Here is a 25437-nt window from a genome sequence, read left to right as displayed (position 1 = left end):
TTTTCTTCAGAGGGAAGTAAAACCCCGTGTGCGCTCATTGCGCAAAATCACGGTAAATTGACTGAATTTCTTCCTGGAAAAAGCCGCGATAGAGCAGATAACGCTGCACTTTGGCTTTCTCTTTCCAGTCGGTTGGCAACGCATCGCCAAATTTTCGCTGCGCCACCTGTTTTGCCTGTTCGCACCAGTCGATATCGCATTCCGCCAGCGCGTCCTGCACCAGCGCTTTATCCACGCCCTTTTGCATCAGTTCGCTGCGGATGCGCTGCGCACCATAGCCTTTGCGGCTGCGGCTGCCGATGTAACTGTGGGCGAAACGCGTATCGTCCAGCCAGTTGTGCTGGTAACAGTAGCCGATGACCTGTTCGATCAGCGCGGGATCCACCGGCTCTTCGGCCACCGTCGGCGATGTCGACGCATGTGGCCCCTTGCCGCCAAACCGGGCTTTCGCCACAAACGGCTGCGCCGCAAGTTTGCGGCGCAGTTCAGCTTCACTATGATCGCGTTGCGACAGCAGGCGCATGGCGCGGCTTAGCAAGTCATTCATCATTTGAGCCTGAATTCAGGGGATGTGCGCCACATAAACGGCGGCGCACATCTTCAGCGATTAAAACTGCTCGCTGGTTTCCGCTTCGTCATCTTCGAAGTCGTCACCGGTGGCAGCCACCAGCTCACCGCCGCTGTGCAGCAGCAGGTCGCGCAGTTTCTTATCCAGCTCGGCGGCGATAGCCGGGTTTTCTTTCAGGAAGTTACAGGCGTTAGCCTTGCCCTGACCGATCTTCTCGCCGTTATAGCTGTACCAGGCGCCGGCTTTTTCGATCATCTTGTGCTTCACGCCCAGATCGACCAGCTCACCACGGCTGTTGATGCCTTCGCCGTACATGATTTGGAATTCAGCTTGTTTGAACGGCGCAGCGATTTTGTTCTTCACCACTTTCACGCGGGTTTCGCTGCCCACCACTTCGTCGCCCTCTTTGATGGCGCCGATACGACGGATATCCAGGCGTACCGAAGCGTAGAACTTCAGGGCGTTACCACCGGTGGTGGTTTCCGGGTTGCCGAACATCACACCGATCTTCATACGGATCTGGTTGATGAAGATCAGCAGGGTATTGGCGTTTTTCAGGTTGCCGGCCAGCTTACGCATCGCCTGGCTCATCATGCGCGCCGCCAGACCCATGTGCGAATCGCCGATTTCACCTTCGATTTCCGCCTTCGGCGTCAACGCCGCCACGGAATCGACGATGATGACGTCAACCGCGCCGGAGCGGGTCAGCGCATCACAGATTTCCAGCGCCTGCTCGCCGGTGTCCGGCTGGGAGCACAGCAGGTTGTCGATATCAACGCCCAGCTTTTTCGCATAGATAGGATCCAGCGCATGCTCAGCATCAATGAACGCACAGGTTTTGCCTTCGCGCTGCGCAGCGGCGATCACCTGCAGCGTCAGGGTAGTTTTACCGGACGATTCCGGGCCGTAGATTTCGACGATGCGGCCCATCGGCAGGCCGCCGGCGCCCAGAGCGATATCGAGTGACAGTGAGCCGGTGGAGATCGTTTCCACGTCCATGGAGCGGTCTTCACCCAGGCGCATGATGGAGCCTTTGCCGAACTGTTTCTCAATCTGGCCCAGTGCCGCAGCTAACGCCTTTTGCTTGTTCTCATCAATAGCCATTTTTGCTCCTTCGTTTCGCAATGCCGGTGTTACCCCACACTGCCACTGAATGTATGTTGTGCAGGAAATGTCACTAATTATACTGTATGGTCATACAGTATCAAGCCTAATTTACAAAAATTCGTCGATGGCGGTTTGCAGCGCGAAAATCGTCGCCTGCAGCCGCACCGCATCGCGGTCGCCCTCGAATTGCATCTTGCGCGACAGCCCCCGGCCATCGCTGCCGGCGAAACCGAACCACACGGTGCCGACCGGCTTTTCCGCGCTGCCGCCGTCCGGGCCGGCGATGCCGCTCACCGACAGCGCCAGATCGGCCTGCGCCGCCCGCAGCGCCCCTATCGCCATCTCGCGCACCACCTCTTCGCTGACCGCGCCGTGCGCCGCCAACGTCGCTTCGCTCACCCCCAGCAGGTCATGCTTTGCCGCATTGCTGTAGGTGACGAAACCGCGATCGAAATAGGCGGAGCTGCCGGCGATATCGGTAATGGCCTTGGCGATCCCCCCCCCGGTGCAGGATTCCGCACAGGTGATCCAGCGGCCCTGAGCCTTCAGTTTCTCCCCTGCCAGCACGCTGAGCTGACGCAGTTGGTTTTCACTCATAATCCCTCCCTCGCGAATTCAGGTATATGCGCCCGATAGTAGCATTTATCAAGGCGCTGCAGCGGCTGGCGCGCAGAAATGCGCAGCGCCTCGCAGGAGGTGCGGTTTTAAGCGCCCAGCCAAGCTGCTAGTATCAAAAGAAGCGCCCCATCGAGCGGCGGCGCACCAGCACAAGGAACATCACGGAGGCGGCACGCTGCGGCGGCGGCCTCAGGGCGCACCAGAAGAGATTAGGATGATAGCGTGAAAAAAACGTTGGGCGTATTTTTGCCGTTGTACACCACCACCCTGCTGCTGCTGTTGGGCTCGGGCCTGCTCACCACCTACGTCTCGCTGCGGCTGACCTCCATCCACGTCAGCAGCGCGTTGATCGGCGCTATCATCGCCGCCAACTACATCGGGTTGGTGATCGGCGGCAAGGTCGGCCACTTTCTCATCGCCCGCGTCGGGCATATCCGCGCCTACGTGGCCTGCGCCGGCATCATCACCGCCGCGGTGCTGGGGCACGGCCTGACGGAGTTCATTCCCGCCTGGGTCGCGCTGCGTCTGGTGATCGGGCTGTGCATGATGTGCCAGTATATGGTGCTGGAAAGCTGGCTGAACGACCAGGCGGAATCCAACCAGCGCGGCATGGTGTTCGGCTTCTATATGGCGGCGACCTATCTCGGCATGTCGCTGGGCCAGATCGTGCTGATGCTGCAAAGCAATCTGGGCATCACCACGCTGCTGGTGATCGCACTGTGTTTCGCGCTATGTCTGGTGCCGATCGCTCTCACCACCCGCACCAATGCGCGCCACATGTCGCCGGCCCCGATGGAGCTGCGTTACTTTGTCGGCGCCATTCCCAAGGTGCTGGCCACCACGTTGGTGATCGGCATGGTGGTGGGCTCGTTTTACGGCCTGGCGCCGGTCTACGCCAGCCTGCAATCCTTAACCACTCAGCAAACCGGCCTGTTCATGGCGCTGGCCATCTTCGCCGGGTTGGTGGCGCAGTTCCCGCTCAGTTGGCTGTCGGATCGCTATAACCGCCCGTTGCTGATGCGCTTCAACGCCATTTTGCTGATCGTGGCGGCGCTGCCGCTGGCGCTGCTGCCGCACATCGATTTCCCGCTGCTGCTGGCGGTGGGGTTCGTCGTCAGCATGCTGCAGTTTACGCTCTATCCGCTGGTGGTGGCATTGGCCAACGATCTGATCGAGCCGGAGCGCCGCGTCTCGCTGGCCGCCTGTCTGCTGATGGCGTTCGGCGTCGGCGCCAGCATCGGGCCGTTGGCGGTCGGCGCACTGATCGAGCCGCTTGGCGGCAATATCCTGTACGCCTTCTTCGCTCTGTGCGGCGTACTGCTGGCGGCCCTCGGCCGTACGGCGAAAGCGGAGGAACCGCAGCTGGCACAGGACGCGCCGGTGCCGCACATTGCGCTGCCAGACAGCCTCGCCAGTTCACCGCTGTCGCCGGCGCTCAATCCGACCTTCGATGAGCAGATCATTCACGACACCATGCCGCCGCCGGAAGCGGCGCCCGATGTCGAGGAGCCACAGCCCGAAGAACAGGAGGAGGAACCCTTGCCTCAGGGAGCCGATCCGCAAGAGGACACCGGCCTGAAAAAGGCGCACGCCATGCTGTAAACGGTGGTGCTACAGATCCTGGAAGGAGCCCAGCATAAAACCGCGTTCGGCGATCGCCGCTTTCAGCGTCGGCGCGGTCAACACATCCAGCTCGACGAGCCGCGGGTGGCAGTATTTGCTCTGCAGGATCGTCGCATCGAGGAACGCCGGGTGGCACATCATTTCCAATGACTCGGCGCCCTGCGCGTCGGCGCGTGCCAACCTCTGCAGGAACAAGGCTTCGGAAATCGTTTCACCGTAGAATCCCGCGTCAAACGCGTCGGTGCTGTAGGGCGTCTGCAACGCAATACCGCGCCGTTTCGCCTCTTCGCGATCGAGGCGCAGCGGCAGACCCTGTGCCTGTGCAAACGCCTCCACCAGCGGGTAAATCTGCGGCTGCATATGCACATGGTGGTGGCTGTCGATATGCGTTGGCGCCCTGCCGAACAGCGTCACAAACCGCGTGAACTGGCGCTGCAGCTCCTCCTGAATCTCGTCCAGCTGCAGCTCGCCGGCCTCGGCGCGGCCCCACAGCCATTTGCCCAGCTCGCCATGCTCATTGACCAGCGAAGGCATGGCGCCCAGCGGCCTGCCATGGGTCAAAACGAAATGCAGCCCGATCGGCAACCCCGGATATTGCCGGCTGAGCGCCGCCGCGTGCTGGGCGCCGCCGCCGTTCACCATCGCCGTGGTGGAGGAAACGACGCCATGCTGATACGCCTCGACGACGCCGTAGTTCTGTCCTTTGCTCAGGCCGAAGTCGTCGGCATTCACGATCAGTAGTTTTTCCATAATGGCTCCCGCAGGATGAATTTTCGGCAAGGAAAAGCCGACCGACCGGCGCGGCATTCCCCTTCTCGAAGGTAAAAATCGAATGATTAACCGGCCGGCGACCTAAAGCTCATCGGCATATCGGCGTTAATACTGATCGGGAGCGGCCCTAAAGAGGGCCGTAACACTTTTTTCGGTAGTTGCCTGGGGTCACGTCGGTGAGCCGCTTGAAGTTTTTAATGAACAGACTGACGTCGCCATAGCCAGAATCAAAGGCGATATCGGAAACCGAATAGTTGGTGACCTCCAGCTGCGTCTTGGCGAAGTTGATGCGGATCTCGTTGATCACCTGCATCGGCGTCTTCTGGTAGTAGCGCCGCATCGCCCGGGTCAGATATTCCTGGGTTTTCCCCGACAGCGCCACCATGTTCGCCAACGCCCTTTCGCCGAACATCGCCTTGTCATGCATGCCGGCGAGGGTGTTCTTCAGCCACTGCGGGATATCATCGCCGCCGTCATTGTCTTCTTTATAGTGACGAATACGGCTGATCACATAGAAAGTCAGCGTTTCGAGAAATTCGGCGAAGTCATCCTCGCGAAACTGTGGCGAACTCACCACCGACTCGATGTAGGCCAAGAACTCGCTTCTCAGGCTGTAGGCTTGCGAGGCGACAAAGCAACGCGGCAGCTGCTGCAAATAGTGCTCTTCAAAGAACGCTTTGCTGACCGCCACGTTGAAGATTTTCGTCGCGCCGAACTCGTAAAAGCTCTGGTGGTAGGAGCCGATAGGGATAAAGACGAAATCCCCGCGTTCCAGCAGCACCCGCTTGCCGTTGATCTCCTGATAACATTTGCCGCTCAGCACGATGGTGAACTCGTAATAATCGTGCTGATGCAGCCCGGTGGCGCTTTCCACCTTGTTGTAGATAAACAGGTGAAAATCTTTGCAGTTAAAGAAATCCTGCTCGCGAATCAGCTTCACGTCGTTGGCACTCAGCGAAATTCGGTTATCGGACACGGCACCGGCCTCCCGTTAGTCAAACCCGTTGCGTCTGGCCGCCTCGGCAAACCAGTAGCCGCTTTTCTTGATGGTGCGGCGCTGATCTGCCCGATCCAAGCGCACCAGCCCATAACGATTCTTGTAGGCATTCAGCCAGGACCAGCAGTCGATAAAGGTCCACAGATGATAGCCCTTGCACTGCGAGCCTTCCGCCAGCGCGCGGTGCAGCCACTTCAGATGCTCGCGAATAAAGTCGATGCGGTAATCGTCCTCCACCCGCCCATCGGCGCCGATAAACGCCTCTTCGCCCTCGACGCCCATGCCGTTTTCGGAAATATAACAAGGCAGATTGCCGTAGTTCTCTTTCAGATCCATCAGGATGTCGTACAGCCCCTTCTCGTAGATCTCCCAGCCGCGGTGCGGATTGATTTTGCGGCCCGGCATTGCATAGTAACTGAACAAATCCTCCGGCGATGCGATCGGCCCCTCGGCACGACGCCCCGCTTTCGCCTGTACCCTGCGCGGCTGGTAGTAATTGATGCCGAGGATATCCACCACGCCGCCTTCGATCAGTTGCGCATCCTGCGGCTCGCAGTAGGGCATCAGCCCATGGCGCTCCAGCAAGTGCAGCAACGCCGCCGGATAACGCCCTTTGGCAACCGGATCGAGGAAACTGCGGTTGAGCAGCAGATCGGCGTCGTATGCGGCCTGCCGATCCTCCGGCGCGTCGGAGCGCGGATAGGTCGGGCTCAGATTCAGAATAATGCCGATGCTCCCCGGCAGCCCGCGCGCTCTGAAACGCTGCACCGCCATGGCGTGCGCCAGTACGCTGTGATACGCCACGGTGATCGCCCGTTTGAAATCCACCACGCAAGGGTAATGCAGGTCATTCAGGTAACCGGCCTCCACCGGCACGATCGGCTCGTTGAAGGTGAACCAGTGGGTGATCCGATCGCCAAACAGACCGAAGCAGATGTCGGCATAACGCGCATAGGCTTCGACCACTGCCCGGTTTTCCCAGCCGCCGCGCTGCTGCATGCACAGCGGCATATCGAAGTGATAGAGATTGATAAACGGGGTGATGCCCTGCGCCAGCAGCTCGTCGATCATCGCGTTATAGAAGGCCACCGCCTGCGGGTTCACCTCGCCGTCGCCGTCCGGGATCAGCCGCGACCACGAAATCGAGGTTCTGAAGGTATTGTGGCCCAGCGTTTTGAGCAGCCCGATATCGGTACGGAAATGGTCGTAAAAGGTCGAGGCCTCGGCCGGCCCCACCCGATCGTGAAAGCGCTCGGGCGCGATCTCGTACCAATAATCGAAGATATTGCGGCTCTTGCCGTCCCGCGCTGCCGCACCTTCAGACTGCGGCGCGGAGGTGGCGCTGCCCCACCAGAACCCGTCGGCAAATTGATATTCCATACTCGTGTCCCTCGCGGGGCGGCCGCGCCGCCCCGTTCCACAGTTAGAATTTCAGCGCCTTGGCGATGTCTTCTTCGCTTTCCGTCGCCGCGTCGATCTGGCTCTGCGCCTTGTTGGAGATCGCCACGAACGGCAGATAAATCACGGTGGCGACCGCCAGGTTGAACAGGCTCAGCAACATGGCCATGATGCTGCCGTTGGTGTTGAAGAACGCCCCCAAGCCGACCGGCATGGTCCAGGGCGCAATGTTGGTAATCGGCGGGATCAGCCCGGAGTAATAAGCCAGCGAGGTGATAATGGTCAGTACCGGTTGCACCAGGATGAACGGAATGAACATCACCGGGTTCATGATCACCGGCAGGCCGAACAGAATCGGTTCGTTGATCTGGAAGATGCCGGACGGCGTCGCCAGCTTGGCGACCTGGCGGTAATCTTCGCGGCGCGAGGCGATGAAGATGGCGATAATCAGACCCAGCGTCGAGCCGGTGCCGCCAAGGTAGATGTAGGAGTCGACGAACGGTTTCGCCCACATATGGAACTCTTTGCCGGCGGCCACCGCCGCTTCGACCGAACCGTATTTGTTGTACAGCTCCACGTTTTCCAGCGCGAACGGCGTCATGATGCCGCTGTCCAGCGCCGCCAGCGCCATGGAGCCGTGCACCCCGAAGAACCACAGCAGCGAGGAGAACAGCACGTACACCCAGCCCACCACGCTGCCCATCTTGGCCAGCGGTGCCGAGATGCCGTCCATGATGATCTGGTGGAAGTTGGTGCCCCAGTGCGCCAGCGCGAACGCCACCAGCCCCATGATGGAGAGGATGATAAAGCCGGGGATCAGCGCTGAGAAGGAGCGCGACACCGAAGCCGGCACGCTGTCCGGCAAGCTGATCACCCAGTTGCGCCGCACGATGAAAGCAAACATCTCAGCCACCGCCAGCCCGATCACCATACCGGAAATGATGTTGGCGCCGCCCAGCCAATTGGCGCCCACCGCATAGGCCTCGCCGACGTTGAACGGCGTGACGGTCATGAAGGCCGCCACCGCCAGCAGCGCCGAGGCCAGTGGATCGACCTTGCGCTCTTCGGCCAACGCCATGCTGATAAAGAACGGCGTCATCAGGGACATGATCCCTAGCGTACCGTTATAAACGCTGCCACCAATGCTCTTCAGGCTATTCAGCGTCTCGATGGTGGAGGCGTCCAACCTTACACCCAACGAATAGAAAAACGATCCCTCGCCGAAGCTCAGGAACACGTTGTTGATCAACACGAACATCGCCCCGGTCAAGGTCAGCGGCATCAGGCGGATAAAGCCGTTCTTGATGGCGTTGACATGGGGCTGCTTACCGATTTTTACGGCGAAAGGCAGGATAACCTTCTCGAGCGAGGCAATGAGGGTATTCACGGCGGCCTCCTGTTATTGATTGGCTTTCTTGATGGCGGCCACCGCGGCCTTCAGTACGCCCAGCCCATCGACCTTGCCGTACAACAGCGGATCGATGACTTCAACAGGTTTATTGGGCAGCTGTTTCTGCACTTCCGGCAGGGTGTAGGCGATCTGCGGCCCCAGCAGGATCAGATCCGCTTCAACGCCTTTCTCCGCGGCCAGCGCTTCCGGATAGGCGGCGATGATCACCGGCACTTCATATTTTTCGGCCTGCGCCTTCATTTTCGATACCAACAGGGAAGTGGACATACCGGCAGAACAAAACAGATAGATTTTTTTCTTTTCCATACCAAGCACCTCAGATAATCAAAAAAACCCGGTGTTATTTGTATGCCAGATGCAATCACGATTGCTTCACGCACATTCCTTATGAAAATTTCCGTCACGTTGCCCTGGTTACAGACAGTATACGGAGCATGAAAAACGGATCGGTAAGCCAAGAGGATAGAGAACCGTCTCTCATTGACCTGATGGATTGACCCTCTTCACATTTTGCACAAAAAAATAGTGTGACCGGGCTCTCAAATAACCGCTAAAAACTCAGAATATTCTTAATAAATAATCAAATAACAATTATAAACAGCAAGTTATGAACTCGCTGAGAATTTAAGAGGTTATTTGCGCCTGAACAAACGGCGAGGGAATAAAAATAGTTCAAGCTTGATTCGGCTGCTGCCATCCGAACGCGACGGCAGCAGGCGAAGAGGATTACATGGGCAGACGCAGCAACTCGATCACCGTGGCCAGCGCCACGGAATGGTTCCTGCGGTTGGGGTAATAGAGGTAAAAACCGGGAAACGGCGCGCACCAGTCGGCCAGCACCCGCCGCAGCCGCCCGCTCGCCAGGTATTCTTCCACCTCCTGCTCGATGGCAAAAGCGATGCCGACGTTCGCCAGCGCCGCCTGCACCATCATCCTGCCGTCATCGAGTATCAACGGGCTGTTAACCGCCACAGAAAATCGCTGCTCCCCCTGCTGAAAAGCCCATTTGTAGCGCTCGCCTGAAGAGGCTTTGCGCCAACCGATGCAACGGTGCTGCAGTAAATCCCGCGGATGCGTCGGCTCGCCGTGCCGCTGAAAATAGTCCGGCGTGGCGACGATGGCGAAACGCAGATCCGGTGTCAGGCGCACCGCGCGCATATCGTTATGCAGGTCCTCACCGAGCCGGATGCCGGCGTCAAAACCTTGCTCGACGATATTGGCGAACCCCTCGTCCGCCACCACTTCCAGCGTAATGCCGGGGTATTCGCTGGCCAACCGCCCCAGATGCGGCACGATGGCGAGATCGATCGCCGAACGCGGCGCGTTGATGCGCACCAGGCCGCGCGGCCCTTCGCGAAACGCATTCAGGCTCTCGAGCGCGGCGTCGATGTCGGTAAAAGCCGGCACCAGCTGCGCCAGCAGATGCTCTCCGGCCTCCGTCGGCGAGACGTTGCGGGTGGTGCGGTTCAGCAGGCGAATGCCCACCTGCGCCTCCAGTTCGCGCAGGGTGTGGGTCAGCGTCGGCGGCGTCACGCCCAATCGGGCGGCGGCGCGGCGGAAGCTGCGTTCACTGGCGATAGCCACGAAGGCCGCCAGGCCGGACAGTTCGGGTTTCTTCATGCTATTGATATAAATTATCTAATAGTGAGATAAATTTTTAGCGGATAGTTATCCGTCATCTAACAACATAGCATTGCGATCGAACCCATTACCAGGTATCGATGCGATGATTAATGCTACAGCTCCAACCCATGAAACGCCGCGCCGTCTGGCGGGCAAAGTCGTACTGGTGAGCGGCGGCGGCACCGGCATCGGCCGCGCCGCCGCGCTGGCCTATGCCCGCGAAGGCGCCAACGTGGCGCTGGCCGGCCGGCGCGCGGCGGAGATCGAAGCCACGGCGCGCGATATCGCGCTAGCCGGCGGTGACGCCCTGCCCATCGTGACCGACGTCTCCCAAGAAGACGATATCCGCCGGCTACTCGCCGCGGTGACCGCCCACTACGGCCGGCTCGACGTCGCTTTCAACAACGCCGGCATCATCGGCAACTTCGCCCCCATCACCGAACAGAGCAGCGAGGATTTTGACCGGGTGATTGCCATTAACCTCAGAGGCGTCTGGCTGGCGATGAAATACGAGATTGAAACCTTCCTGGCTCAGCGGTCGGGCGGCGTGATCATCAACACCTCCTCCTGGCTGACCCACGGCGCGCTGGCCGGCTCATCCAGCTACTCCGCCAGCAAAGGCGCGCTCGATGCGATGATCCGCGCGGTGGCGCTCGAATACAGCGGCCAGGGCATCCGCGTCAACAACATCAACCCCGGCATCATCGACACGCCGATGGCGCGCGGCAGCGTGGCCGACAGCGCGGCGTTCGCGCCCTTTATCGCCCATACGCCCGCCGGCCGCTTGGGCGAATCGGAAGACATCGGCGATGTGGCGCTGTGGTTGGCGACGGACGAGGCCCGCTTCATCACCGGCCAAAGCCTGCTGGTGGACGGCGGTTACACCATCGCCGGCATGCGTTGAGGAGACGATGCCATGAACTACGTTCGGCTTGGCGACAGCGGCCTGCAGGTGTCCCGCCTCTGCCTGGGTTGCATGACCTACGGCGATCCGGCCTGGCGGCCCTGGGTGCTGAAAGAAGATGAAGCGCGCCCCTTTATCCGCGAGGCGCTGGAAGCGGGCATCAATTTTTTCGATACCGCCAACATTTACTCCGGCGGAGAAAGCGAGCGCATTCTCGGCCGCGCGCTGAAGGCGTTCGCCCGCCGTGAAGACGTGGTGATCGCCACCAAGGCCTACTTTCCGATGGACGCGCAGCCGAACAGCCGAGGGCTGTCGCGCAAGCACCTGCTGCACAGCGTCGACGCCTCTTTGCAGCGGCTGGGGACGGATTACCTCGATCTGTTTGTGCTGCACCGCTTCGACACCGAAACGCCGATCGAAGAAACCACCGATACCCTCGACAGCCTGGTGCGGGCGGGCAAGATCCGCTATCTCGGTGCCTCCTCGCTGCACGCCTGGCGCCTGATGAAAATGCTGGCCTTTCAACGTCAGCACCGCCTGGCGCCGTTTATTTCGCTGCAGAGCCAATACAACCTGGTGACGCGTGAAGATGAAGAGGAGCTGATCCCGCTGTGTCTGGAGGAGGGGCTCAGCCTGACGCCCTGGTCGCCGCTGGCCCGCGGCGTGCTGGCCGGCTCCGGCAACGCCGGCACGCTGCGCGCCGCCACCGACGAACAGGCGCCCCGTTGGTACGGCGGCAGAAACGAAGTGGAACGCACCGTCGCGGCGGTCGCGGAGGTGGCGGCCACGCGCGGCGTTCCACCGGCGCAGATCGCGCTGGCCTGGCTGCTGGCCAAACCCGGCGTGGCGTCGCCGCTGGTGGGCATGTCCAAGCCGCACCATCTGCAGGATGCGCTGGCAGCGCTCACCCTCAGGCTATCGCCGGAAGACCTCGCCGCGCTGGAGGCGCCAATGGCACAGGCTGCCCGCCCCGATCGCTGGTAGCCCCTTTTCCGTCATTCCAGGAGAGAAGACATGTCATATGCGCTTACCGCGCGAGCAGCGTTGTTCACCCTCGCCGCCGCACTCCCCCTGACCACTCCGGCGCAGGCCGCCGCCAATACCCACTGCGCCGAAAGCAGCATGACGCTGCCGCCCGGCGCGCTTTATCCCAACGGCATCGCCCGCGCGGCGGACGGCTCGCTGTATGTCGGCCTGATCACCAGCGGCAACGTGCTGCGCAAGCGGCCGGGTAAAGCGTGGGAAACCTTTTTCCCTGGCGCTGACACGGTGTTCGCCTCAAACGCGCTGCGGCTGGACGAACGGCGCGGGTTGCTGTGGGGCAATTCGCCGGACTTCCTTTCCGGCGGCAAAACGCGGGCCAACCGCATCTATGCGCTGAATGTCGCCGATGGCACGCTCAACCGCAGCCTGGCGCTGCCGACGGGGGAAATGGGCAACGATATCGTGCTCGGCGCAGACGGTACGGTGTACGTGACAGAAACCCGAGGCGGCGGCATCCTGCGCCTGCGGCCGGGCGAAGCGGCATTCAGTACGCGGTTTCAGGATGCGCGATTGGCGGCCCCCAGCGGGCTGGGCGCCGCCGGGATCGTGCTGCTCGACGATCGGCTGATGGCTGTCGCCAATTTCGGCACCGGTAAGCTTTATACCCTCAGCTATAACGATCCGCAGCCGCAGCTGACGGAAATGCAGCTGCCGCGCCTGATTGAAAACCCGGACGGAATGGGATTGGCGCCGGACGGCGCGCTGATCGTGCTGGAAAACGGGATCCAGAGCGGCCAAGGGCGGATCCTGCGGATCCCGTCACCCAAGGCGGCAGGCATGCACCAGCTTGAGGTCTTGCGCGAAGGCATGGAATCGCCGGTTAACCTGACTATCACCCCGCAAGGCTGCGCCTTCGTCAGCGAGTCGCGCATCCGCCACCGTCTGCTGCCCGGCCATGAAACCGAAGTGCCCGACAGTTTCCGCCTCTATCAACTGCCCCTGCCTCTCACCGCCGCGCAATAATCTCTCCACCACCACTGCGGGCGGCGACACTTGCGTTGTTGCCCGCAGGCGAACGACAATCTCGCTGCGTTACAAACCGGCCTTGCGCAGCGCTTCCCATTTTTACCTGTGACAGCCGATTGCCCGCTGGGCTAGTATAAGCGTCTGTGCAAACCTCGGGTTTGAGCGCGCCGTTTGGCGTTTTGATGATTTGATTTGCGCCGCTCGCCAAGCGCTAAAGGGGGGCGGCGCCTGCTGAAACAATGTGATAGCGAATGACGACAATGAAAATCACAGTTCCCTTTACATTCAATGGATTGGAAAAATAATCGCATGAATAGCACCGATAAACTCGATTCGCACACGCCGATGATGCAGCAGTACCTGCGCCTCAAGGCCCAGCATCCTGAAATCCTGCTGTTCTACCGCATGGGCGACTTCTACGAGCTGTTTTACGATGACGCCAAGCGCGCTTCCCAACTGCTGGATATCTCGCTGACCAAACGCGGCGCTTCGGCGGGTGAACCGATCCCGATGGCCGGCGTGCCGCACCACGCGGTGGAGAACTACCTGGCCAAGCTGGTGCAGCTCGGCGAGTCCGTCGCCATCTGCGAACAGATCGGCGATCCGGCCACCAGCAAAGGGCCGGTCGAGCGCAAAGTGGTGCGTATCGTCACCCCCGGTACCATCACCGACGAAGCGCTGCTGCAAGAACGCCAGGACAACCTGCTGGCGGCGATCTGGCAGGATGCGCGCGGCTTCGGTTATGCCACGCTGGACGTCAGCTCCGGCCGCTTCCGCGTCGCCGAGCCGCAGGATTTGGAAACCATGGCTGCCGAGCTGCAGCGCACCAATCCAGCCGAGCTGCTCTACCCGGAAACCTTCGAACAAATGGCGCTGATCGAACAACGCCACGGCCTGCGCCGCCGCCCGCTGTGGGAATTCGAACTGGAGACCGCACGCCAACAGCTCAACCTGCAGTTCGGTACCCGCGATCTGACCGGCTTCGGCGTCGAGCAGGCGCACCAGGCGCTGCGCGCCGCCGGCTGTCTGCTGCAGTACGTCAAAGATACTCAGCGTACTTCGCTGCCGCACATTCGCGGCATCACCATGGAGCGTCAGCAGGACGGCATCATCATGGACGCCGCCACCCGCCGCAACCTGGAGCTGACGCAGAGTCTGTCCGGCGGCAGCGACAACACGCTGGCGGCGATCCTCGATCGCACAGTCACGCCGATGGGCAGCCGCATGCTGAAACGCTGGCTGCACATGCCGACCCGAGACATCAAGGTGCTGACCGCCCGCCAACAGGCGATCGGCGCATTGCAGGAGCTGTTCGCCGATCTGCAGCCTTCGCTGCGCCAGGTGGGCGATCAGGAGCGAATTTTGGCGCGCCTGGCGCTGCGTACCGCGCGTCCGCGCGATCTGGCGCGCATGCGTCATGCTTTCCAGCAATTGCCGGACATCCGCGCGCTGCTGCAAGACGTGGACACCCCGCACGTGCAGCAGCTGCTGGCGCAGGTGGGCCAGTTCGACGAGCTGCGCGAGCTGCTTGAACGCGCGGTGATTGAATCGCCGCCGGTATTGGTGCGCGACGGCGGCGTGATCGCCCCCGGTTACAACAGCGAGCTGGACGAGTGGCGCGCGCTGGCCGATGGCGCCAGCGACTACCTCGACCGGCTGGAGATCCGCGAGCGTGAAAAGCTGGGGCTGGACACGCTCAAGGTCGGTTTTAACGGCGTACACGGCTACTACATTCAGGTGAGCCGCGGCCAAAGCCATCTGGTGCCGATCCACTATGTGCGCCGCCAGACGTTGAAAAACGCCGAGCGCTACATCATCCCGGAATTGAAAGAGTACGAAGACAAAGTGCTCACCTCCAAGGGCAAGGCGTTGGCGATCGAGAAAAGCCTGTACGACGAACTGTTCGATCTGCTGCTGCCGCACCTGGCGGAGCTGCAGCAGAGCGCCGCCGCACTGGCCGAGCTGGACGTGCTGGCCAACCTGGCCGAGCGCGCCGATACCCTGAACTACGCTTGCCCGACCATGAGTGAGCAGCCGGGGATCCGCATTACCGAAGGCCGCCACCCGGTGGTGGAGCAGGTGCTGAGCGAACCGTTTATCTCCAACCCGCTCACCCTGTCGCCGCAGCGCCGCATGCTGATCATTACCGGCCCGAACATGGGCGGTAAAAGCACCTATATGCGGCAAACGGCGCTGATCGTGCTGATGGCGCACATCGGCAGTTACGTGCCGGCCACCAAGGCCACCATCGGCCCGGTGGATCGCATCTTCACCCGCGTCGGCGCGGCGGACGATCTGGCTTCCGGCCGCTCCACCTTCATGGTGGAGATGACCGAAACCGCCAACATCCTGCACAACGCCACCGAGCACAGCCTGGTGTTGATGGATGAAATCGGCCGCGGCACCTCCACCTACGACGGCCTGTCGCTGGCCTGGGCCTGCGCCGAGAACCTGGCTAACCGCATCAAGGCGATGACGCTGTTCGCCACACACTACTTCGAACTGACGACGCTGCCGGAGAAAATGGAAGGCGTGGTCAACGTGCATCTGGACGCGCTCGAACATGGCGACACCATCGCCTTCATGCACAGCGTGCAGGACGGTGCCGCCAGCAAAAGCTATGGCCTGGCGGTCGCCGCACTGGCCGGCGTGCCGCGCGACGTCATCAAGCGCGCCCGCCAGAAGCTGCGCGAGCTGGAGTCTATCTCCAGCCACACCGCATCGGGCAGCGTCGATGCCACCCAGATGACGCTGTTGCAGGAAGAGACCTCGCCGGCGGTTGAAGCCCTGGAAGCGCTGGATCCGGATTCCCTGTCGCCGCGCCAGGCGCTGGAATGGATCTACCGGCTGAAAAATATGGTGTAGTCAGGCGCCAGACGCAGGCATAAAAAAACGGTGAGCATAATGCTCACCGTTTTTATTTGATGCGGTTCAACAACCGGCGTTATTCGCGGAACAGCGCCTCAATGCTCAGGCCCTGCATCTGCAGAATCTCACGCAGACGGCGCAGACCTTCAACCTGAATCTGACGGACGCGCTCGCGCGTCAGGCCAATCTCCCGGCCTACGTCTTCCAGCGTCGCCGCTTCATAGCCCAGCAGGCCGAAACGACGCGCCAACACTTCACGCTGTTTGGCGTTCAGTTCGAACAACCATTTGACGATGCTTTGTTTCATATCATCGTCTTGCGTGGTGTCTTCAGGCCCGTTGTCCTTCTCGTCGGCCAGAATGTCCAGCAGCGCTTTCTCCGAATCCCCGCCCAGCGGCGTATCCACCGAGGTGATGCGCTCATTCAGGCGCAGCATGCGGCTGACATCATCCACCGGCTTGTCGAGTTGCTCGGCAATCTCTTCAGCGCTCGGTTCATGATCCAGTTTATGGGAAAGCTCACGCGCGGTGCGCAGATAGACATTCAGTTCTTTGACGATATGGATAGGCAAACGAATAGTACGGGTTTGGTTCATGATCGCCCGTTCAATCGTCTGACGGATCCACCAGGTTGCATAAGTGGAGAAGCGGAAACCGCGTTCCGGGTCGAATTTTTCCACTGCGCGAATCAAACCGAGGTTACCCTCTTCGATCAGATCCAGCAGCGCCAGACCACGGTTGCTGTAGCGGCGGGCGATTTTCACCACCAGCCGCAGGTTGCTTTCAATCATGCGACGGCGGGACGGCACGTCACCGCGCAGAGCACGCCGCGCAAAATAGACTTCTTCCTCTGCGGTCAGCAGAGGTGAATAACCGATCTCACCCAGATAGAGCTGCGTCGCATCCAATACGCGTTGCGTAACGCCTTGAGACAACAGCTCTTCTTCCGCTAAATCGTTCTCGCTGGTCTCTTCTTCTACCAGCGCTTTTTCATCAAACGACTCGGCCTCAGCTCCATTCTCGTCGAAATCCGCATCATCATGTAACTCGTTAACTTTCAGCGTATTTTGGCTCATATGCTGCTCCTACCCGTGATACCGCGAGCAGAATCTCAGCGTATTCTGCCCAATCTATCGCTGCGGAAGATAACGCAGCGGGTTTACGGATTTCCCCTTGTAACGAATTTCAAAATGCAAACGTACTGAACTGGTACCGGTGCTACCCATGGTGGCTATTTTTTGACCCGCCTTCACTTCTTGTTGTTCCCGGACCAGCATTGTGTCGTTATGAGCGTAGGCGCTCAGGTAATCATCATTATGTTTGATGATGATTAGATTACCGTAACCCCGTAAAGCGTTGCCTGCATACACTACGCGACCATCGGCGGTAGCGAAGATAGGCTGCCCACGAGAACCGGCGATATCGACACCTTTATTCCCACCTTCTGATGAGGAAAAGTTATCAATAACCTTACCGTCAGTCGGCCATCTCCAGGTACTGACCGGAGCGCTGTTGCTGACGGTGCTGCTCACGGGTGGAGCGGCTTCCGGCGCGGTAACAGGCGCAGTCGCGGTCCCAACCGCTGCGGCACCTGCTGCAGGTAACATCTTACCTACATTCTGTTTACCCGAGTTTTCAGAATACGCGTTAGTTGATTGAGAATCAACCGTTGCCGTCTGGATCTGGGCGCTGGAAGGTGGCTTCGGAACGCCGCCTTTGGTCGCGTCTGTCGTCGCCAACATGCCGCCGCCGCCGTTGGCAGAACCATTACCAAGCTGAATGGTTTGACCAACATTCAGGCTGTATGGCTCGGGAATATTGTTGCGCTGAGCCAGGTCGCGGAAATCATTGCCGGTGATCCAGGCGATGTAAAACAGCGTGTCGCCGCGCTTGACCGTATAAGTTTCACCGCCGCTGTAGCTCCCTTTTGGGATGGCGTTATAACTACGATTATAGACAATGCGGCCCTCTGGGCTGGCCTGCTGCACTCCGCCATTATTATTGCCGGATGGAACGGCGCCGCCGCCCACACTGCTGATAGGGGCCGACGTCGAGGCCGTATTCGTACAACCCGCCAACCACAAACTTACCATCGTACACACCGCTACCCGGCGTAACGTAATCATTGGGCTTCCCGTGCTCATGCTTCCCCCATGACAGCAATATCAGTGATATATCCAAAATACCCTTTACATCGTAGCCGAGCTTTTGCCACTTCCCAGTTTCTGCGATGTAAAGGCGCCGCCGGCCGATCCCTGAACGCCAGGTCATCTCCCGCCGGAGCATCAAAACGCGCGCCAATGCTAACCACATTGGCGTCGCCGCACCATAAGACAACTACGTAGAAAGGCCAATTCTAGTGAAAATTAGCCTGATTGGAACGAGAAAACCTTATCCGCACGTGATGAAAGTGCAACAGATTTTGCAGACGGTCGAAAAATCAGACAATCGCTAGGCCAATTCGCCTTTCACCAACGGCACAAAGCGCACCGCTTCTACCGCATCGACCACGAAATCGTTGCCATGACGCTGAATGCGTTTGAGGGTTTGGGCCTGCTCGCCCACCGGCAACACCAAAATGCCGCCGTCGTCCAGCTGCTCCACCAGCGCCTGCGGGATCTCCGGCGGCGCGGCAGTGACGATGATCGCATCGAATGGGCCGCGCGACGCCCAGCCCTGCCAGCCGTCGCCGTGGCGAGTGGAAACATTATGAAGATCGAGCTGCTTCAGGCGGCGCTTGGCCTGCCACTGTAGCCCCTTGATGCGCTCGACAGAACAAACGTGTTGCACCAGATGCGCCAGGATGGCGGTTTGATAACCGGAACCGGTGCCGATCTCCAGCACTCTTGAGGTGGGCTTCAGATTCAGCAGCTCGGTCATCCGCGCCACCATATAAGGCTGAGAAATGGTCTGGCCAGAGCCGATCGGTAATGCAGTGTTTTCGTAGGCTTTGTGATCCAGCGCTTCGTCGACAAAACGCTCGCGCGGCACCGCCTCGATCGCTCTCAGCAGCTTTTCGTCCCGGATCCCTTGCTGACGCAGCTGCGTCAGCAATGTTTGCATACGCTTGTTCACCATTCCCCGCTAACCTCTGCCTTGGTTAACCATGTTGTCACGACTTCCTGCGCCGCGTAGGCGGTCAAATCCACCTGTAGCGGCGTGATCGCCACATAGCCTTGTTCCACCGCCGCAAAGTCGGTATCCGGCCCGACATCAAATTTATCACCAGGCGGCCCGATCCAGTAGAGATTTTGTCCACGCGGATCCTGCTGGCAGAAGACCTTATCGGCAGGATGACGGCTGCCACAGCGAGTGACGCGCATGCCTTTGATCTCCGCCAGCGGCAAATCCGGCACGTTGATATTCAGGATTTTTCCGGTGCGTAACGGTTCACGCTGCAGCGCACGCAGGATGCGGCAGGTAATGGCCGCTGCGGTTGCGTAGTGTTGGTGACCGTTCAGAGACACCGCCAGTGCGGGCAGCCCCAGGTGCCGGCCCTCCATCGCCGCCGCGACGGTGCCGGAATAGATGACGTCATCACCTAAATTCGGTCCGGCGTTAATGCCGGAGACGACGATATCCGGCGCCGGGCGCATCAATGCGTTGACGCCAAGATAAACGCAGTCGGTCGGCGTCCCCTGCAGCACCGCGATATCGCCGTTGGCCAGCGTCTGCGTGCGCAGCGGCGACTCCAGCGTCAAGGCGTTGGAAGAACCGCTGCGGTTACGATCCGGCGCCACGACCTGCACCTCGGCGAACTCCCGCAGCGCCGCCGCCAGCACCTGAATGCCCGGGGCGCTAACGCCGTCATCGTTACTCAGCAATATCCGCATCACTGTTATCCTGCTGCATGATTTCGCGAACTACGCTGGTGGCGAAGCTGCCTGCTGGCAGCCAGAAGCGCAGTTCCACGGTAACGTCATCCCACCAGTTCCACTGCAAATTTTGCGGCTGCAACAGCAGGGCCCGACGAGCGGGGTCGACACGCTCGCGCTTTAAAAGCGTAAGCAATTCCGGTTGTTCCGCCAAGCATTGTTGTTCAAAAGCCAAGGCTTTGCCGGCGGTGCCTGGCTCACCGTCGCCCGGCAACGCCGCGGTGACAACCAACTCGCCGGCATCCAGCCGTTGCTGCAACGTCTCCAGCTCATCGGCCTTGGCGACGAACCAACTGCCGCGGCCGCTCAACTGCAGGGCGTCCCCCTCCAGCACGGTGCGCTGCAGGCCGTCGGCCAGGCGCCGGCCGACTATCAGATTGAACAGCGCGCTGCGGCTGGCGGAAAGGTAGAAGCTGCGTTTGCTGCGCTCTTTGACGCGGATTTCGTCGTTTGCCCAGCGACGCGCCATCACCAGATTGTTGCCGCCGCGGCCGAAGCGCTGGCTGCCGAAATAGTTTGGCACGCCCTGCGCGGCGATAGCCTGCAGACGGTTTTCCACGTCCTGACGATCGGAAATGTGGCGCAGCACCAGCGTAAAGTGGTTACCCTTCAGGTTGCCGATGCGCATTTTGCGCAGGTGGCGGGCGAACGAGAGCACCTCGCAGCCTTCCAGCGCAAACTGTGAGAAATCCGGCGTGTCCTTGCCCGGCATATGCAGGCAGAACCACTGTTCGGTCACCGCGTGGCGATCCTTCAAGCCGGCATAGCTGACGGAACGGGCGTGAATACCGGCGAAGCGCGCCAGATAGTCGGCCACGAACTGGGTATTGCAGCCGTTTTTACGGATGTTCACCAGCACGTGCTCGCCTTCGCCGTCCGGCGCAAAGCCCAGGTCTTCCACCACCACGAAATCTTCCGGATTGGCTTTCAACACCCCGGTGCTCTGCGGCCGGCCATGCAGCCAGGTCAGATTCGCCATATCCATGCGGTTATTCCTTAATCAGCAAGGCGACCGCTTCGCACGCGATGCCCTCGCCGCGCCCGGTGAAGCCGAGCTGCTCGGTGGTCGTGGCCTTCACGTTGACGTCATCCATATGGCACTGCAGATCTTCCGCCAGGAAGACGCGCATCTGCGGGATGTGCGGCGCCATTTTCGGCGCCTGAGCGATAATCGTGATATCGAGGTTACCGAGGCGGTATCCTTTGGCGCGGATACGTTTCCAGGCTTCGCGCAGCAGCTCGCGGCTGTCCGCGCCCTTGAAAGCCGGATCGGTATCGGGGAACAGCTTGCCGATATCGCCCAGCGCCGCAGCGCCCAGCAAGGCGTCGGTCGCGGCGTGCAGAGCAACGTCGCCGTCGGAATGGGCCAGCAAACCTTTGTCGTAAGGGATGCGAACGCCACCGATCACCAACGGGCCTTCGCCGCCGAATTTATGTACGTCAAAACCGTGACCGATACGCATGGTGCGCTCCTTAATTGTCTAACTGAGTCAAATAGAACGCCGCCAGCGCCAAATCCTCCGGCCGCGTTACTTTAATGTTGTCCGCCCGGCCGGCGATCAGCTGCGGATGATAACCGCAATGCTCCAGCGCCGAGGCTTCGTCGGTGACGTTAGCGCCTTCATCCAGCGCGCGCTGCAGGCACTGCTTGAGCAGCGGCAGCGGAAACAGCTGCGGCGTCAGCGCATGCCACAGATCCTGCCGTTCGACGGTGTGGGCGATGGTGTCGCGGCCAGGTTCGGCGCGTTTCATGGTGTCACGCACCGGCGCGGCAAGAATGCCGCCGACCTTGCTGTGTGCGGTGATCGCCAGCAGGCGCTCGAGATCGTCGGCGTGCAGGCAGGGGCGCGCAGCGTCATGCACCAGCACCCAGTCCGCATCGCCCGCGAGCTTCAGCCCGGCCATCACCGAATCAGCGCGCTGTTTGCCGCCCTGAGTGACGGTCACCCGCGGATCCTGGGCGATGGGCAGCCGTTCGAACTGGCGATCTTCCGGGCTAATCGCCACGATCACCCGTTCAATGCGCGGGTGGCGCAACAGGGCATGGATAGCGTGTTCGACGATGCTGTGCCGGCCGATGGTTAAATATTGCTTCGGGCATTCCGCCTGCATGCGGCTGCCGATACCGGCAGCGGGCAGGACGGCAATCACCGAGGGAAAGGTGCCTGCGGAGTGATTCATGCGTTATTTTTGTGCGTTATTTTGCGAGGAAGACGCCGCGTTGCGTCTGGATTGGTCAGGAACCAGACGATAGAAAGTCTCACCGGGCTTGATCATGCCCAGCTCATTACGCGCTCGCTCTTCGATCGCTTCCTGACCGCCGTTCAAATCATCGATTTCGGCAAACAGCTGATCGTTACGCGCTTTCAACTTGGCGTTACTGCCCTGTTGGACCGCAACGTCTTCATTGACTCGCACGTAATCGTGAATACCATTTTTGCCCAGCCACAGTGAATACTGTAACCAACCGAGCAATGCCAGCAATAGCAGCGTAAGTTTTCCCATCTCCGCCCCCTGAAAAACCGACCAATCATCCCACAACTTCTCGTTGGACTCCACACTGAGAGCGGCATTTCAGCGCCAAATTCAGAATACGGATGAAGGATTCCCGACTTTATCGCCTAATTCCGCCGCGAAAGCGGTAAAAAAAGCCCCTTTTGCCCGGCATGCGCGACGCATTTTCCGATGAGACATACACTGCCCTCCCCCCATTATGCAGCAAGAACCACTGCATCGCCGCTTGCTGACCCATCGCTTACGCCAAAGCAACGTCAAAAGTGAATATTTAACACCATAGAAAGAATAATCCTCATGCAGTGGTTGCACTTTCATTCATTGAAGCTTATTTTTATGCATTCATAGTGCATAAATAATTCCAATATATAACCATTCATTATCGGGGATCGCGATGTTAAAACGTTTAGTTCTGATCGGCGCCTGCCTGGCCGCCACCTTCTCCACCGCCGCGTTAGCGGCTGAAACGACCTACGTCGTCGGCTCCGGCGGCACCTATCGGCCGTTCGAGTTTGAAAACAGCCAAAAGCAGCTGGAAGGTTTCGACATCGACATCATCAAAGCGGTGGCCAAAGCCGAAGGCTTCCAAATCAAACTGATCAATACGCCGTGGGAGGGGATCTTCGCCACGTTGAATTCCGGCGATCGCGACATCATCATTTCCGGCATCACCATCACCGACAAGCGCAAGCAAATGGTTGATTTCTCGGCGCCTTACTTCCCGGCCGAACAGGCTATCGTGGTGCCGCAAGACTCGACGGTGGACTCCATCGCCGCGCTGAAGGCGCTGAAGGTCGGCGTGGTGAACTCCAGCACCGGCGACATCGTGGTGTCCGACGTGCTGGGTAAAAACAGCACCGCCATCAAGCGCTTCGACAATACCCCGCTGATGCTGCAGGAGCTGTATGAAGACGGCATCGGCGCGGCGGTCGGCGACGTCGGCGTGGCCAAGTTCTATATCAAAACCCACCCTGAGAAAGCCTTCAAGTTGGTGCCCGACGCCAAGTTTGAGCGCCAGTATTTCGGCATCGCCGTCGCCAAAGGCAACGATGAGCTACGCAACAAAATCAACGCCGGCCTGAAGAAAATCGTCGCCGACGGCACCTACGCCAAGATCTACCAAACCTGGTTCGACAGCAACGTACCGACGCTGCCGGCGGAATAATGCCCTGCCGCCGGCGCCCGCATGGGCGTCGGCGCGCCACCGTTTCAGCCTACCAAGAAGGAACACCCTTTGAACTTCCGCTGGGAGATCATCCAGGAATACGCGCCGTTGTTTATGGAAGGCGCCTGGATGACCATCAAATGCACCATTATCTGCGTGCTGCTGGGCACCACCTGGGGCTTGATCCTCGGGCTGGGCCGCTTGGCGCAGGCGCCGCACGGCATCTGGAAACCCATCCTGCATTACGGCGTTCAGTGGCCGGTACGCATTTACATCAGCGCCTTTCGCGGCACGCCGCTGTTCGTACAAATCATGGTCGTGCATTTCGCTCTGGTGCCGCTGTTCATCAATCCGCGCGACGGCCTGTTGGTCACCAGCGGCCTGATGAGCGTCGATTTCGCCCGTGCTCTGCGCGCCGACTACGGTGCCTTTCTTTCCTGCGTGGTGGCGATCACGCTCAACGCCGGCGCCTATGTGTCGGAGATCTTCCGCGCCGGGATCCAATCGATCGATCGCGGCCAGATGGAGGCTTCGCGTTCGCTGGGCATGAGCTACGGCAAGACCATGCGACAGGTTATCTTGCCGCAGGCCTTCCGCCGCATGCTGCCGCCGCTGGGCAACAACGCCATCGCGATCGTCAAGGATTCGTCGCTGGCCTCCGCCATCGGCCTGGCGGATCTGGCCTATGCCGCCCGTACCGTCTCCGGCGCCTACGCCACTTACTGGGAGCCCTATCTGACCATTTCGCTGGTCTATTGGGTCATCACCTTCCTGCTCTCGCTGCTGGTGCAACACATGGAAAAGAGGTTCGGTAAAAGTGATTCGCGTACATAACCTGCAAAAACAGTTCGGCGAGAGCCACGTGCTGCGCGGCATTTCCTGTCAGATCGCCGCCAATGAAGTGGTGTGCGTCATCGGCCCTTCCGGCTCAGGGAAGAGCACCTTCCTGCGCTGCATCAACGCGCTGGAAACGCTCTCCGGCGGCGAGATCGAGGTGAATGGCTTCGCCGTCCACGATCAGAAAACCGACCTGAACAAAATGCGTGAAAGCGTGGGCATGGTATTTCAGCGCTTCAACCTGTTCCCGCACATGACGGTGTTGGAAAACATCATCATGGCACCGGTAAGCGTGAAGAAACTGCCGCGCGCCGAAGCCATTACGCAAGCTGAACAGCTGCTGCGCAAGGTCGGCCTGCTCGACAAGATTGACGCCTACCCCAACAGCCTGTCCGGCGGCCAGCAGCAGCGGGTGGCGATCGCCCGCGCGCTGGCGATGGAGCCGAAGATCATGCTGTTCGACGAACCGACCTCCGCGCTCGATCCGGAGCTGGTGGGCGAAGTATTGGCAGTGATGAAATCGCTGGCCCACGAGGGCATGACCATGGTGGTCGTCACGCATGAGATGGGCTTTGCCCGCGAGGTGGCCGACCGGGTGCTGTTTATCGATCAGGGGATCATTCAGGAGGAAGGCGCACCGCAGCAGATCTTCAGCCATCCGACTAATCCGCGCACTCAGGCATTTCTAAGCAAAGTTTTGTAACCTTCGGCACCGCTTTGCAATCCTTCGGGCGCCGGCATCGGCGCCCGCTCCCTCACCACCCGGTCAGGAAGCTGAACACCAGCCAAAACAGGCACAGCACAATGGTGCCGGTCAACAGCAGCGTCAAGATCAGACGACCGCGCAGCAGCATGCTGAGGGTGATGCCGATCAACACCGACAGCGGCATCAGCGCCAGGAAGAATGGCCAAGTATAAAGCAGGAAAAACAGCGTGTTGGAACCGTAAACCAGAAACGGCAACGCGAACGCCAGCCAGTAGAAAACAAAGCCGCTGACGCCGCCCAGGAAAGAATAAGAAGGCTCCTCTCTCTCCTGTTTTGATTGCTTGGCGTCGATCAAGATAGGCGTGACATTTTGCATAGTGATCCCTGGTTATTCGGCTCGCTCTGCGGCGGCTTAGAGTAAAAAGCGCATGGCGAAAAACGCC

Annotated in this window: 26 protein-coding genes; 8 read left to right on the top strand and 18 right to left on the bottom strand. The window is 60.0% G+C overall.

Annotated elements, in window-relative coordinates; genetic code table 11:
* Positions 1 to 34: 34 nt before the first annotated feature.
* From recX to pncC, 3 genes are all read right to left on the bottom strand, one after another.
* The gene (gene recX / locus ACSJLU_RS04105) at positions 35 to 547 is read right to left on the bottom strand and encodes a recombination regulator RecX (RefSeq protein WP_060434275.1); all 513 of its coding nucleotides are present in this window, start codon (positions 545 to 547) and stop codon (positions 35 to 37) included.
* 60 nt (positions 548 to 607) lie between these two features.
* Positions 608 to 1672: a recombinase RecA gene (recA, locus tag ACSJLU_RS04100; protein WP_342096423.1), complete on the bottom strand. Its 1065-nt coding sequence runs from the start codon at positions 1670 to 1672 to the stop codon at positions 608 to 610.
* 111 nt (positions 1673 to 1783) lie between these two features.
* A complete protein-coding gene (gene pncC, locus ACSJLU_RS04095; RefSeq protein ID WP_060448145.1) occupies positions 1784 to 2272 on the bottom strand; it encodes a nicotinamide-nucleotide amidase in 489 nt (162 codons plus the stop codon).
* 243 nt (positions 2273 to 2515) lie between these two features.
* Between pncC and ACSJLU_RS04090 the strand changes: the two genes are divergently transcribed.
* Positions 2516 to 3895 carry an MFS transporter gene (locus tag ACSJLU_RS04090; protein ID WP_043135805.1) on the top strand — a complete coding sequence of 460 codons (1380 nt, stop codon included), beginning with the start codon at positions 2516 to 2518 and terminating at the stop codon, positions 3893 to 3895.
* A 9-nt stretch (positions 3896 to 3904) separates the two neighbouring features.
* Here the strand turns inward: ACSJLU_RS04090 and chbG are convergent, their stop codons facing one another.
* From chbG to ACSJLU_RS04060, 6 genes are all read right to left on the bottom strand, one after another.
* Positions 3905 to 4666, bottom strand: a complete 762-nt coding sequence (chbG, locus tag ACSJLU_RS04085) for a chitin disaccharide deacetylase (RefSeq protein WP_049294841.1) — start codon at positions 4664 to 4666, stop codon at positions 3905 to 3907.
* Positions 4667 to 4814: 148 nt separating this feature from the next.
* Positions 4815 to 5663, bottom strand: coding sequence for a transcriptional regulator ChbR (gene chbR, locus ACSJLU_RS04080; protein WP_043135810.1), 849 nt, complete (start codon positions 5661 to 5663; stop codon positions 4815 to 4817).
* 15 nt (positions 5664 to 5678) lie between these two features.
* Positions 5679 to 7064, bottom strand: a complete 1386-nt coding sequence (locus ACSJLU_RS04075; RefSeq protein WP_060434267.1) for a glycoside hydrolase family 1 protein — start codon at positions 7062 to 7064, stop codon at positions 5679 to 5681.
* A 43-nt stretch (positions 7065 to 7107) separates the two neighbouring features.
* Entirely contained in the window at positions 7108 to 8469 is a 1362-nt protein-coding gene (chbC, locus tag ACSJLU_RS04070; protein WP_016929034.1) for a PTS N,N'-diacetylchitobiose transporter subunit IIC, read from the bottom strand.
* 12 nt (positions 8470 to 8481) lie between these two features.
* A complete protein-coding gene (locus ACSJLU_RS04065) occupies positions 8482 to 8799 on the bottom strand; it encodes a PTS sugar transporter subunit IIB (protein ID WP_004932561.1) in 318 nt (105 codons plus the stop codon).
* 420 nt (positions 8800 to 9219) lie between these two features.
* On the bottom strand, positions 9220 to 10113 hold the full coding sequence (locus ACSJLU_RS04060) for a LysR family transcriptional regulator (RefSeq protein WP_043135815.1): 894 nt from the start codon (positions 10111 to 10113) through the stop codon (positions 9220 to 9222).
* Positions 10114 to 10282: 169 nt separating this feature from the next.
* Between ACSJLU_RS04060 and ACSJLU_RS04055 the strand changes: the two genes are divergently transcribed.
* From ACSJLU_RS04055 to mutS, 4 genes are all read left to right on the top strand, one after another.
* A complete protein-coding gene (locus ACSJLU_RS04055; protein ID WP_308346994.1) occupies positions 10283 to 11020 on the top strand; it encodes an SDR family NAD(P)-dependent oxidoreductase in 738 nt (245 codons plus the stop codon).
* Positions 11021 to 11032: 12 nt separating this feature from the next.
* A complete protein-coding gene (locus ACSJLU_RS04050) occupies positions 11033 to 12004 on the top strand; it encodes an aldo/keto reductase (RefSeq protein WP_089195548.1) in 972 nt (323 codons plus the stop codon).
* 30 nt (positions 12005 to 12034) lie between these two features.
* On the top strand, positions 12035 to 13027 hold the full coding sequence (locus ACSJLU_RS04045) for a Vgb family protein (RefSeq protein ID WP_342096421.1): 993 nt from the start codon (positions 12035 to 12037) through the stop codon (positions 13025 to 13027).
* A 312-nt stretch (positions 13028 to 13339) separates the two neighbouring features.
* Entirely contained in the window at positions 13340 to 15895 is a 2556-nt protein-coding gene (mutS, locus tag ACSJLU_RS04040) for a DNA mismatch repair protein MutS (protein WP_049207217.1), read from the top strand.
* Positions 15896 to 15974: 79 nt separating this feature from the next.
* Here mutS and rpoS read toward each other — a convergent pair whose 3' ends face one another.
* The 8 genes from rpoS to ftsB all read right to left on the bottom strand — a co-directional run bounded on the left by rpoS (position 15975) and on the right by ftsB (position 22277).
* The gene (rpoS, locus tag ACSJLU_RS04035) at positions 15975 to 16973 is read right to left on the bottom strand and encodes an RNA polymerase sigma factor RpoS (RefSeq protein WP_004932578.1); all 999 of its coding nucleotides are present in this window, start codon (positions 16971 to 16973) and stop codon (positions 15975 to 15977) included.
* Positions 16974 to 17027: 54 nt separating this feature from the next.
* Complete coding sequence (gene nlpD, locus ACSJLU_RS04030; protein ID WP_025301622.1) at positions 17028 to 18023, bottom strand: murein hydrolase activator NlpD; 996 nt, start codon at positions 18021 to 18023, stop codon at positions 17028 to 17030.
* A 325-nt stretch (positions 18024 to 18348) separates the two neighbouring features.
* Positions 18349 to 18975 carry a protein-L-isoaspartate(D-aspartate) O-methyltransferase gene (locus ACSJLU_RS04025; RefSeq protein ID WP_004932585.1) on the bottom strand — a complete coding sequence of 209 codons (627 nt, stop codon included), beginning with the start codon at positions 18973 to 18975 and terminating at the stop codon, positions 18349 to 18351.
* The gene (surE, locus tag ACSJLU_RS04020; protein ID WP_043135825.1) at positions 18969 to 19730 is read right to left on the bottom strand and encodes a 5'/3'-nucleotidase SurE; all 762 of its coding nucleotides are present in this window, start codon (positions 19728 to 19730) and stop codon (positions 18969 to 18971) included. The genes ACSJLU_RS04025 and surE overlap by 7 nt, the downstream gene beginning before the upstream one ends.
* On the bottom strand, positions 19711 to 20757 hold the full coding sequence (gene truD / locus ACSJLU_RS04015; protein ID WP_043135828.1) for a tRNA pseudouridine(13) synthase TruD: 1047 nt from the start codon (positions 20755 to 20757) through the stop codon (positions 19711 to 19713). The genes surE and truD overlap by 20 nt, the downstream gene beginning before the upstream one ends.
* 4 nt (positions 20758 to 20761) lie before the next feature.
* Positions 20762 to 21235: a 2-C-methyl-D-erythritol 2,4-cyclodiphosphate synthase gene (ispF, locus tag ACSJLU_RS04010; protein ID WP_004932594.1), complete on the bottom strand. Its 474-nt coding sequence runs from the start codon at positions 21233 to 21235 to the stop codon at positions 20762 to 20764.
* A 10-nt stretch (positions 21236 to 21245) separates the two neighbouring features.
* Entirely contained in the window at positions 21246 to 21953 is a 708-nt protein-coding gene (ispD, locus tag ACSJLU_RS04005) for a 2-C-methyl-D-erythritol 4-phosphate cytidylyltransferase (RefSeq protein ID WP_043135831.1), read from the bottom strand.
* A 3-nt stretch (positions 21954 to 21956) separates the two neighbouring features.
* Positions 21957 to 22277, bottom strand: a complete 321-nt coding sequence (gene ftsB, locus ACSJLU_RS04000; RefSeq protein WP_021505314.1) for a cell division protein FtsB — start codon at positions 22275 to 22277, stop codon at positions 21957 to 21959.
* A gap of 403 nt (positions 22278 to 22680) precedes the next feature.
* Here ftsB and ACSJLU_RS03995 point away from each other — a divergent pair, with 403 nt between their 5' ends.
* From ACSJLU_RS03995 to ACSJLU_RS03985, 3 genes are all read left to right on the top strand, one after another.
* Entirely contained in the window at positions 22681 to 23451 is a 771-nt protein-coding gene (locus ACSJLU_RS03995; RefSeq protein WP_025301618.1) for a basic amino acid ABC transporter substrate-binding protein, read from the top strand.
* Positions 23452 to 23565: 114 nt separating this feature from the next.
* The gene (locus tag ACSJLU_RS03990; RefSeq protein WP_042706788.1) at positions 23566 to 24285 is read left to right on the top strand and encodes an amino acid ABC transporter permease; all 720 of its coding nucleotides are present in this window, start codon (positions 23566 to 23568) and stop codon (positions 24283 to 24285) included.
* Positions 24269 to 24991 (top strand): amino acid ABC transporter ATP-binding protein, encoded by a 723-nt coding sequence (locus ACSJLU_RS03985; RefSeq protein ID WP_043135839.1) that lies wholly within the window; start codon positions 24269 to 24271, stop codon positions 24989 to 24991. The genes ACSJLU_RS03990 and ACSJLU_RS03985 overlap by 17 nt, the downstream gene beginning before the upstream one ends.
* A gap of 52 nt (positions 24992 to 25043) precedes the next feature.
* Here ACSJLU_RS03985 and ACSJLU_RS03980 read toward each other — a convergent pair whose 3' ends face one another.
* Positions 25044 to 25370: a DUF3561 family protein gene (locus tag ACSJLU_RS03980; protein ID WP_025301616.1), complete on the bottom strand. Its 327-nt coding sequence runs from the start codon at positions 25368 to 25370 to the stop codon at positions 25044 to 25046.
* Between the last annotated feature and the right edge of the window lie 67 nt (positions 25371 to 25437).

The organism is Serratia bockelmannii, assembly GCF_051803255.1.
GTDB classification, from domain to species: domain Bacteria; phylum Pseudomonadota; class Gammaproteobacteria; order Enterobacterales; family Enterobacteriaceae; genus Serratia; species Serratia bockelmannii.
The sequence above is the reverse complement of the archived record's forward strand: the minus strand, read 5'-3'. Positions and strand labels throughout refer to the sequence as shown.